Annotated in this window: 10 protein-coding genes and 1 tRNA gene; 4 read left to right on the top strand and 7 right to left on the bottom strand. The window is 68.9% G+C overall.

Translation table 11 applies throughout. The features are described from left to right. Window positions 1–28 precede the first annotated feature (28 nt). Window positions 29–1,336, top strand: a complete 1,308-nt coding sequence (locus FF041_RS13230) for a S1C family serine protease (RefSeq protein ID WP_323391825.1) — start codon at window positions 29–31, stop codon at window positions 1,334–1,336. Window positions 1,337–1,419: 83 nt separating this feature from the next. Next, window positions 1,420–1,506, top strand: a tRNA-Ser gene (locus FF041_RS13225). Between the two features lie 200 nt (window positions 1,507–1,706). Here FF041_RS13225 and FF041_RS13220 read toward each other — a convergent pair. The 5 genes from FF041_RS13220 to FF041_RS13200 all read right to left on the bottom strand — a co-directional run bounded on the left by FF041_RS13220 (window position 1,707) and on the right by FF041_RS13200 (window position 5,093). Continuing rightward, the gene (locus tag FF041_RS13220; RefSeq protein WP_153523019.1) at window positions 1,707–2,258 is read right to left on the bottom strand and encodes a GNAT family N-acetyltransferase; all 552 of its coding nucleotides are present in this window, start codon (window positions 2,256–2,258) and stop codon (window positions 1,707–1,709) included. Further along, window positions 2,255–2,893, bottom strand: a complete 639-nt coding sequence (locus FF041_RS13215) for a lasso peptide biosynthesis B2 protein (protein ID WP_153523018.1) — start codon at window positions 2,891–2,893, stop codon at window positions 2,255–2,257. Before FF041_RS13215 ends, FF041_RS13220 begins: the two co-directional genes overlap by 4 nt. Then, window positions 2,890–4,587, bottom strand: coding sequence for an albusnodin/ikarugamycin family macrolactam cyclase (locus FF041_RS13210; protein WP_153523017.1), 1,698 nt, complete (start codon window positions 4,585–4,587; stop codon window positions 2,890–2,892). The genes FF041_RS13215 and FF041_RS13210 overlap by 4 nt, the downstream gene beginning before the upstream one ends. 71 nt (window positions 4,588–4,658) lie before the next feature. After that, window positions 4,659–4,787 carry an albusnodin family lasso peptide gene (locus FF041_RS13205; RefSeq protein WP_153523016.1) on the bottom strand — a complete coding sequence of 43 codons (129 nt, stop codon included), beginning with the start codon at window positions 4,785–4,787 and terminating at the stop codon, window positions 4,659–4,661. Between the two features lie 114 nt (window positions 4,788–4,901). Next, window positions 4,902–5,093 carry a hypothetical protein gene (locus FF041_RS13200; RefSeq protein ID WP_153523015.1) on the bottom strand — a complete coding sequence of 64 codons (192 nt, stop codon included), beginning with the start codon at window positions 5,091–5,093 and terminating at the stop codon, window positions 4,902–4,904. Window positions 5,094–5,384: 291 nt separating this feature from the next. On the opposite strand from FF041_RS13200, the gene FF041_RS13195 reads away from it, so the two are divergent. Together FF041_RS13195 and FF041_RS13190 are read left to right on the top strand one after the other, a co-directional pair. Beyond that, a complete protein-coding gene (locus tag FF041_RS13195) occupies window positions 5,385–6,647 on the top strand; it encodes a helix-turn-helix domain-containing protein (RefSeq protein ID WP_153523014.1) in 1,263 nt (420 codons plus the stop codon). Window positions 6,648–6,661: 14 nt separating this feature from the next. Further along, a complete protein-coding gene (locus tag FF041_RS13190; protein WP_153523013.1) occupies window positions 6,662–7,027 on the top strand; it encodes a hypothetical protein in 366 nt (121 codons plus the stop codon). 79 nt (window positions 7,028–7,106) lie between these two features. Here FF041_RS13190 and FF041_RS13185 read toward each other — a convergent pair whose 3' ends face one another. After that, window positions 7,107–8,408 (bottom strand): GNAT family N-acetyltransferase, encoded by a 1,302-nt coding sequence (locus FF041_RS13185; protein WP_153523012.1) that lies wholly within the window; start codon window positions 8,406–8,408, stop codon window positions 7,107–7,109. A 608-nt stretch (window positions 8,409–9,016) separates the two neighbouring features. Continuing rightward, the coding region (locus FF041_RS13180) for an RCC1 domain-containing protein (protein WP_407698147.1) at window positions 9,017–9,515 on the bottom strand (499 nt) is incomplete at its 5' end.

The following is a 9,515-nucleotide window of genomic DNA, read 5'->3' as shown; positions in this document are numbered from 1 at the left end:
CGGCCCGTACCCGCAGCAGGGGCCCGGCGTGGCCCAGGCGGCTGCCCCGGCCCCGGACCCGGCGGCGGCGCATCAGCAGGGAGCGGGCTGGCCGCCCCCCGCGCCGTCCGTCCTCCCCCCTTACGGCGGCGGTGACGGCGCCCCGGCCTGGGGCGCTCCGGTCCACCCGGCCGAGCCGCCCCGGCGCAGGCGATCGGGCGGCCTGATCGCGGCGGTGCTGGTCGCGGCGCTGGTCGCGGGCGGTGTCGGCGGCGGCCTCGGCTACTGGGCGGCCGAGCGCAATGACCGTGTCGGCTCCACGACCGTCTCGGCGGCGGACACCCCGAAGGACCTCAAGCGGGCTCCGGGCACGGTCTCGGCGGTCGCGGCCAAGGCGCTGCCGAGCGTGGTCACCATCGAGGCGAAGTCGGGCGGCGCCGACCCCGGAATCGGCGGAAGCGGCGAGGGCCAGGGCCAGGGCGAGGGCGGCACGGGCACGGGCTTCGTCTACGACCAGCAAGGCCACATCCTCACCAACAACCACGTGGTGGACTCCGCCGCGGAGGGCGGCACCGTGTCGGTGACGTTCTCCAACGGCAAGAAGTACGACGCCGAGGTCGTCGGCCGGGCCCAGGGCTATGACGTCGCGGTGCTGAAGCTGAAGGACGCGCCTTCGGGCCTGGCCCCGCTCCCGCTGGGCGATTCGGAGAAGGTGGCGGTGGGCGACTCCACCATCGCGATCGGCGCGCCCTTCGGCCTGTCGAACACCGTCACCACGGGCATCATCAGCGCCAAGAACCGTCCGGTGGCGTCGGGCGACGCCAACAAGAGCTCGTATATGAGCGCGATCCAGACGGACGCCTCGATCAACCCGGGCAACTCGGGCGGCCCGCTGCTCGACGAGCGCGGAGCGGTGATCGGCATCAACTCGGCGATCCAGTCCACGGGAGGCAGTTTCGGCCAGTCGCAGGCGGGCTCGATCGGCCTCGGCTTCGCGATCCCGATCAACCAGGCGAAGAACGTCGCGGATCAGCTGATCAAGACGGGCAAGCCGGTCTACCCGGTGATCGGCGCGACGGTCGGCATGACGGAGCAGGGCGCAGGCGCCACGATCGCCTCCCAGGGCTCGGGCGGCACGCCCGCGGTGACCCCCGACGGCCCGGCCGCGAAGGCGGGCCTGAAGGCGGGCGACGTGATCACCGAGTTCAACGGCAAGCCGGTCGACAGCGGCCCCACGCTGATCGGGGAGATCTGGAACCACAAGCCGGGCGACAAGGTGGAGCTGACCTACGAGCGCGACGGCAAGGCGAAGACCGTGACGGTCACCCTGGGCGAACGCACCGGCGACAGCACCTGACCCACCCCACGGAACACTGCTGCGACCCCTGCCCCGGGGCCGGTACTCTGTAGGCCGCTCCACGCCGGGTCCGGTGGGGCGCGGGTGGGTTGCCCGAGCGGCCTAAGGGAACGGTCTTGAAAACCGTCGTGGCAGCGATGTCACCGTGGGTTCAAATCCCACACCCACCGCAAGGTGAGAGTGTGTGCAGGTCAGAAGGGGTGCCTCTCAGTGAGGGGCACCCTTTTCGCATGGGCCTGTCTCACCGTGAGCCGCCTGAATCCCGCCCCTGACCAGCGCATGCGGTCAACCTGTGGCCATCCGCTGCTCCCGAGCAGGACACCGGCCAAAGTCGCACCAGCCCCCGCGTGGGCGAGTCGACGCCGAGTGATCAGACGGACTCGGAGGCCACCAGGTGGTCGTCAGCCGTTGCGTCCATCAGCAGTTCGTCGCAGGGCTGCCCGCGCCAGTAGCCGGACTGGCGGAGGCGGCCAGCGGGCTGGAAGCCCGCCTTCTGGTAGGCCGCGATGCCCGCCGTGTTCGGTTCCAGGACCTTGAGCCAGACCATGCGGAGAGCGGCGTACTCGAAGGCCCAGCGGATGGTGAGGGCGGTGGCCTCGGTGGCGAGGCCCCTGCCCCGGGCTTCGGGGGCCATCAGGATCACGAACTCCGCCGTCCGTACTGCTCCGTCGATCTGGAGGGTGGTGAGGCCGACCGGGGTGTGGTCGTCAGTGGTGACCACCTCGAACTGGGGGTAGTCGCGGTTGGCCCGCTGGCGCTCCCAGCCTCCGGCGCGGGCTTCCCAGGACTGGGGGACCTGGGTGCCGAAGCCCAGGATGGTGCCGGGGTCGTTCTCCCAGCGGTGGTAGTCGGGCAGGTGGTCGCGGTCGGGGAGGACCAGGGCGACGCGTTCGCCGGCGAGCAGGATCTGCGGGGTGGTCATCGGTGCCTCTTCGCTGTGGCTGCTGGGGTGTTGAGAGGTGTGTAGTCGTCAGTCTGGTCCGGTTCCTCGACCGGGCGGGCGTGAATATCGCAGATCCAGGCGTGCAATCTGATCGGGTCGGTCGCGATGCCGTGCCGCCAGGCACCGCCGCGACCGCGGCACGCCAGCAGCAGCGAGGCCGCCGTGGATTCCTCCAGACAGGCGACCCGAGCGGGTAGGAACCGGGCCACCCAGCGGACCGAGCGCACCGCGAGCGCCGCTTGCTCCCGGGGCGGAGGAGAGAGGTTCCGGCCGGCCTCGGCGAGGCGGACCAGGCGGCCGAAGCGTGTTCTGCGGCTGCCGAGCTGCCGGACGCCGAGCGTGCACAGAAGCAGCACCGTCGCGGCCAGTGCCCATCGCCATGGGGGACGGGGAAGGAACGGGAGACAAGCGGCCGATTCGCTGGTCCCCCAGGAGATCGCGGATGCCTGAACGGTCACGGGAGCCGGAGCCGCGCTCTGCTCCAGGGCGTCGAGCCAGCGGGCCAGCGCGGTCCCGGTGAGGACCGTGGTGGAACCGGTCCGGTAGTCGATGATCACCCCGGTGCGCTCGATAATGGCCGTATGGGTGTGCCGGTTCGGGACGGGGGCGGTCATGGCCGTTCCTCCCAGCGCACGAGTTGTTTCGCCGTCCCGGAGGCGCGAAGCCACAGCTCCGTACCGAGGACCGGTTCGATCAGTCCCCAGGGGATATCGACCCCGAGCGCGCCCCGGCGGAGCAGGGACCGCAAGACAGCCGGCCGGACCAGTCCGAGACCGGCGAGGTGCCCGTCCGCCAGGTCCAGGACTCGGCTCAGATTGGCGCGGAGACCATGGTGGTGGTCCATGGCGAACCGCCCCTTCGCCGCGCGCCGTACCACCGAGTCGGGCAGCAGATTCCGGACGGCGTCGACCAGGAGCGGTTTGTAGCGGTGGGCCGACCAGCGTTCGGCGGCGGGGACGGCGAGGACGGAGTCCAGGATCCGGGCGTCGGTGAACGGGTTGTGCATCTCGATCCCGAACGCGGCGGCCAGCTGGTTCTCCGTGGCGGCGGTACGGCCGACATAGCGGCACTCGGCGAGGAGATGACGGTCGGCGTACCCCAGGAGCCTGCCGTGCGGACAGGGTGAGACGACGGCGTCCGCCAGGTCGAGGGCGTCACTGGTCAGCCAGGGTTTCGGGCCTGGGACACCACCCAGTCGATCAGGGTGCTTCCAGGCCGTGGCCAGGACGGGCCAGGGGCTCGCTCGATGGAGACGCGCCCACGACTGGGCGTCTCTCGTGGCGTGGAGCAGGCGCCCCGAGCGGACGAGGTCGGCCAGGTGCGTCGGCGGCGGCATGAAGAGGGAGTCACCGCCGTCACCCGTGAGGTGGGCCTCGGCTTCCTCGGACGCCATCAGCGCGAACTGGGAGAAGAGCTGGGCGATGGTGATGGCGGACGGTGGCGGCTCATCGGTGAGGACCAGCGCGTCGAGATCGGTGAAGGGGAGGTGTTCCCGACCCAGTGGCATCAGGCGGTGCCGGATGGAGGGGAAGGCCCGTGCCACCTCGCGGGCGTGGTCGGTGTCGCCGCCCCGTTCCTTTCCCTTCGGGTGGTGGGTGATCCCGACGACGGGGCCGCACCGGGCCGCGTGGGCGGTGAGCGTGCTGGAATCCAGCCCACCGGACAGATCCGAGGAGATCGCCCGGCCGGCCACGCGGATCAGAACGCTGTCCGCCAAGTCGTCCCGTAGCCGTTGGACGGACGTGGCTCGGGTTCCCGACGGGGGTTCCCAGTACGGGACACAGGCCGATGCCCCGTTCGGCGGGACGGTCCACCGATGCCCCGGCGGCACTTGTTCCACACCGGTCCACGTCGAGCGCCCGGGGGTCCACGCGGTCGGGTCCGCCAGATGCACCGCCAGCCAGCCCCGGTCCGGCCCGCTTCCGAGCAGCGAGGCGAGCGCCAGAGAACTGGACGACCACAGGAGGGCGTCATGAGTTCGTGCGAGATAGAGGGGGCAGGCACCGGCGGGGTCCGCCCACAGGGTGAAAGCGCCCTTCCCGTTGTCCAGGGCGAGAGCGTAGGCACCCGTCCATGCGGTCGCTGCCGTGTCCAGTTCGCCGGTACTGGCGTGGTCCACCAGGCGTTCCAGCTCGGCGTCCACCGCACCGCAGGGGCCGAAGACCGCGAGCCGTCCACCGCCTCTTCCCGCGGACAACCGTACGGTCGCACCCACCGACCAGATACGAGGCTCGTTCCACACGATCTGGGCACCGATCGGTACAGGGCTCGGATCGGGCGAGGCAAGTACCCCACCGAACCATCCCATGTGATCATCTCCAATGGATTCGGACCGGAAGGGCGCGGCGACACCTCGTATCGAGATGCCGCCGCTGAAGATCAGCAGTTGTACGGAGAGCGCTTGTTCTCCACGCTGCTGCTGTTACCGCCCTGGGTCAGCAGAGCCGCGTTTTCCAGGGGCATGACCTCCTCGTCCGACTCGATGCCGGGCTGAGTGGTGTCCGTCATGGTGTTCACCTCCTTTCTTCATCGATCGGAAGCGGCAGGGAGTGGGCTTTCCTGCCGCAGGTGGGCCTCCCGACGCCGAGCGTCCGGAGGGGCTTGAATGTGCGAGGGCACAGATCAGCCGAGGGAATCGAGGTCGGGTGCCGATGCCTGGGGCAGCTCGGTCCGGGGCGACCCGAGGTCGAGGGAACCGTGCTGATGCAGTGCGGTGGCTCCGAGGAGAAGCAGGGTGATGATGTGCCCCAGCGCCCAGAAGCCGGTGAGAACCGAGCCCGTGGGGTCACGGTGCTCCCTGGCCTTGCGGGACATATGGCCTCCAGTCTTCGGGCAGCCCATGTGTGGGTACCGGCATGGATGAGCGGAACGAAGGAACGCGGCACGGCTCCTGTACGGGTGTGCTCTGCTGTCGGGCATGGCACCGGCTGGGAGGGGCAGGCGAGCCCCTGGTGCTCCGGTGCTGATCCGGGCGGACAACGCCCGATCGCGACAACTCCAAGGAAAGCGTGGGGAGTACGAGGACTCCACGGCATCGATGCGGCAGCCTTGATGCACATCCGGGCACATGATCGTCGCGGGACGAGTTCATGGGAGGGAGCCGGCATGGGACTGGCGGAACGGCGCAGGACCCTGGGCTACAGTCAGGAGAAGTTAGCCCAGTTACTCGGCGTGGACCGTACAACGGTCGGACGTTGGGAGAGCGGCAGGGGCGTACCGCAGCCGCTCCAGCGGCCGGGTTTGGCGGCAGCTCTGGACGTCGGTCTCGATGAGCTGGACGCGTTGCTGAACCAGCCGCGATCAGCGGACCAAACAGTGGCCGAAGGGCAGCCTTCCAGCGACCATCCGCCCCCGAGAGCGGGAGACCCTGACGAGATGATCCGCCGTGAATTCCTCCGCCTTCTGAGCGTCAGCGGGGCATTGACCGCCTTGCCCGCCGACGAGGCCGCCGCCCTCACGGACGGAGTCCGCCGGGGGACACCCGCCGACTTCGCCAGGATGAACAGCCATCTCTGGCAGGTCTACCAACTCGCCCGTTCCAAGGGGTCTGTCTATCCCGTCGTCAGAGATCAGCTGACGACCCCCAGCGAAGCCCTGAGCGCGGGGCGAGGTGCTTCCCAGCCCTTGCTGAACGCGGCTGCCGACCTCTTCCAGCTCGCGGGCGAGGTGGCCTTCGACGCGAACCGGTACACGGATGCCGCCGCCTCCTACGCGCTCGCGGCCTCTGTCAGCAAGGACGCCGGCGCGTACGACCTATGGGCGTGTGCCCTCGTCCGGCACGCCTACGTGGATATGTCCGGCCGCCGGTACCACCAGGCCGTGCAGATGCTCGGGGCCGCCGAGCGGCTGGCCTCCCGGGGGGATGGCGCTCTGGCCACCCGCCACTGGGTCGCGTCGGTCCAGGCCGAGGCGTACGCGGGCCTCGGCGATCTCTCCGCGTGCGAGCGTGCCATGGAACGAGCCGAGCAGGTCAAGGAACTGCCCGCGGAGAGCACCAACGGCGGATGGCTCCGCTTCGACGGCACCCGACTCGCGGAGGAGCGCGGAGCGCGGTACGTCCGGCTCGGCCGGCTGGATCTCGCCGAGAAGACCCTGCGCCGGGCGCTGGAGCAGAGCGAGCTTGCCTCCGGGCAGTCGTACCGGCGACGGGGCACGGTGCTGACTGATCTTGCCTCCATCGGCGCGAAGCGGAACGACCCCGAGCAGGTCAGCACGTACGGGCGGGAGGCCGTCCAGCTCGCCCGAGCGTCATCGTCCGGGTACGTCGCCCGTAGACTCCACGACCTGTGCGACGAGTTCGGGCCCCTGAGCCGCGACCACCGCGTGGCGGAGCTGGGGGCGGAGATCGCCGCGCTGAGGACGCCGTGACGAGAGGGCTTGGCATGTCGCAGACCGAAGGCGCACGACTGTTCCGGGAGGCGTGGATCGCGGGGGTGCACCAGCACTTCCCCGGCGAACCGAAGGCCGGATACGTCACCCCTTGGGAGGGCACCCCGGAGTGGGAGCGCCAGGCCGCCGGCTCCGTGTACGAGCAGGTCCGCCACTTCATCGAAATCAGCGGCGGGCATGCGACCCGGCTGTCCCGCGAGCAGAAGAGCCGCTTCGTCGCCACCTGCTGGACCGCCCAGATGTTCAAGCACTTCGAGGACCCGAAGCCGGGGTACGTGGCCGACTGGCCGGAGCTTCCGGAGTGGCAGCAGGAGACCGACGCGGACATCTTCGAGGCCATCGAGAAGGCCCTGAGCTGATTACGCAGTGCCCCTTGGCCAGGGTCGACGGTCAAGGGGCAATGCTCGCCACCGGTCTACGGTATGGAGGCCAGTGGGGTCAGCTGACCCAGATGCCGTTGGGCGAGACCCGGCGGGCGAGGCGCCGACCCAGTTGACTTACCGGACTTGACCAAGACACATCGGCGATCTTGCATCCGAAGTCGTCGGCCAGGGCCTGCACGAGCAGAGCGCCGACGCCTTTACACCGGTAGGCATCCGCCACCCAGATCAAAATGATGCGGGGGCGCATGGCGTCGTCCTCTCCGTCGTACTCTGACCCATCCTTCAGGTCCCAGTGACGGTGCTCGTTCGTGTCGTGGGCAGCTAGATACCCGATGACATACCCGTTCGCTTTCAAGAGGTACGCCCGCATGTTGTCCGGCGTCCCCTCAGGTTCACCGAGGTGGGACCAGGAGCGGAAGTCGTAATGGTTCTCTCTCTGCGGCATTCCCGCCACTTGATGGGCCAGTCTCCGCCACGTGATAGGAGACTGTGTCGTCACGACAGCAAGGTCGCCCCACCAATCCAGATTCTTTGGCACCCGAGCGCCGAACGCCCACATCGTGTGATGGGCGGTGTGCTCATCGCCGCCGTCTCCTGGCTCTCGCAGAGTCATGCCACAGGGACATTCGCCGCCGCTGGCTGTGCTCAGAGAGCGGAACTGGACGGGTGTCGCGCCATAGCTGAGGTCCTCTTCCCTTCCCCCCACCCAAGGTCGGGCAAATGTTCCATCCGGCTCGACATACCCGGTCCAGCGGTCCACCCACCCGGGGTACTGCTCGGGGAATCTCTCGCGAAGCTGTTTCTGGGCTGCCGGGAGAGTGGGGCGAACCCACACACTCCCAGCGGTTGCTCGACCATTGAGGCGGAGCCCGAGCCTCCCGGCTTTTGCTCGCAGAAAGCTCAGGAATACATGGGGTGGTGGGTCGAAGTCGATGCCGCGGATCAGCTCCCGATCACCGGGCGCGAGCCAGTCATCGATGGGCAGCGCCAGCCGGTCGGCGAGCGTGTGGAGCCCGCTGTAGTCATGGTCCAGTTCGGCCGCGCGCAGAGCATCGACCGTGAGCGTGACCTGTGAGAAAGGGACGGGCATGGTGATGTAGCTAGGGCCGTTGCCACCAACGAAGCTGCCTGAGTAGCCGTCGTACCAGATACGGTCGCATGAAGCGGCACGTGCTTTGTTGAGAGCTGCTGTGTAGGCAGATGGGAGTTCCGGGTCGTCTCCGCGCCGAGTTACGGCAGCGACGTGACCATCCCGATCGAGTGCGACTGTGGCATACCAGCGGTGGGGACGGACTTCGATCTTCCGGGAGCGCCAGTTACGTGGGTCAGGATCGAGATGAATGGTTCGCTCACTCATGTGCTGTGTGCTCCGTAGCGCCGGCCGAGTCGATCAGCACCGATCATTTCGGTTGTTGCAAGCTCGGGGAAGGGGGCGTCCGGACAGGCTGATCGTCCCGGGGCGGACGTTCGCATCACGTGTCCGGGCATCCTGGAACGCTCAAGGGCTGAGGTGGCCTACACCAGCAGCTTCGGGCCGTGGACCAGGTGTGGACCACGGCCCGGCCCGAGGAGGCCCCAGGGACGGGAAAGGCCAGGTCAGAGGAAGTTTCCCTGCTCCAGTCACAGCCCTCTTGAAAACCGTCGTGGCAGCGATGTCACCGTGGGTTCAAATCCCACACCCACCGCAGCAGGTCAGAGTATGTGCAGGTCAGAAGGGGTGTCCCGAATCCGGGGCACCCCTTCTGCATGTGCCCTGGCTCATCCTGATTCGTCTCTGTCACGTTGTTGACCAGTGTTTGTGGACCAGGCGTGGACCAGGATTCGGACCGGAAGAGTCGTGAACCCGCAGGTCGGGCCCCGGTTCTCAGTGCTTCCATGGACCGGTCCACGGAGCTGGGCAACGCAAAAGGGCGTCGCCCCGTACCCGAGTGGGTGGGGGGCGACGCCCCTCAGGCCGCAGTGCCGCTATCCGGCGAGGCTGAATTCCCCGCCGGCCGCGATCAGCGAGATGCTGCTCAGGCTGTTGACCGGTGTGGTGAGGGTGGTCTGGTTGGTGGTGGAGCCGTTGCCGATCTGGCCGTTGTTGTTGTAGCCCACGGCGCTGACCTTGCCGTCCCGGTCGAGCACCAGGGTGTGGTAGCCGCCGGCCGAGATGGCGCGGATGTTGGTCGCGCCGTCGAGAGTGATGGGGGCGGGGCGGTTGGTGGTGGTGCCGTCGCCTTGCTGGCCCTGGGCGTTGTAGCCCCAGGTCTTGACGGTGCCGTCCGCGAGCCGGGCGACGCTGTGGTAGACGCCTGCGCTGATCTCCCGGGCGGTGGCGATGCCGTCGACCTTGACCGGGGTGAGGCGCTGGGTACTGGTGTTGTCCCCGAGCTGGCCCTCGGAGCCGCGGCCCCAGGCCCAGACCGTGCCGTCGGCGAGCCGGGCGAGGCTGTGGGCGTTGCCGCCGGCGACGCTGCGCGCG

It is taken from the genome of Streptomyces jumonjinensis (assembly GCF_009600885.1).
GTDB lineage: Bacteria > Actinomycetota > Actinomycetes > Streptomycetales > Streptomycetaceae > Streptomyces > Streptomyces jumonjinensis.
Note: the sequence above shows the minus strand (reverse complement) of the source record. Positions and strands in the feature narration are given on the sequence as shown.

Bases quoted from the DNA above. Each gene is read 5' to 3' on its own strand.
- FF041_RS13220 (WP_153523019.1), bottom strand. From the start codon at position 2,258: ATGACCACCCCGCAGATCCTGCTCGCCGGCGAACGCGTCGCCCTGGTC.
- FF041_RS13215 (WP_153523018.1), bottom strand. From the start codon at position 2,893: ATGACCGCCCCCGTCCCGAACCGGCACACCCATACGGCCATTATCGAG.
- FF041_RS13210 (WP_153523017.1), bottom strand. From the start codon at position 4,587: ATGGGATGGTTCGGTGGGGTACTTGCCTCGCCCGATCCGAGCCCTGTA.
- FF041_RS13205 (WP_153523016.1), bottom strand. From the start codon at position 4,787: ATGACGGACACCACTCAGCCCGGCATCGAGTCGGACGAGGAGGTCATG.
- FF041_RS13200 (WP_153523015.1), bottom strand. From the start codon at position 5,093: ATGTCCCGCAAGGCCAGGGAGCACCGTGACCCCACGGGCTCGGTTCTC.
- FF041_RS13195 (WP_153523014.1), top strand. From the start codon at position 5,385: ATGGGACTGGCGGAACGGCGCAGGACCCTGGGCTACAGTCAGGAGAAG.
- FF041_RS13190 (WP_153523013.1), top strand. From the start codon at position 6,662: ATGTCGCAGACCGAAGGCGCACGACTGTTCCGGGAGGCGTGGATCGCG.
- FF041_RS13185 (WP_153523012.1), bottom strand. From the start codon at position 8,408: ATGAGTGAGCGAACCATTCATCTCGATCCTGACCCACGTAACTGGCGC.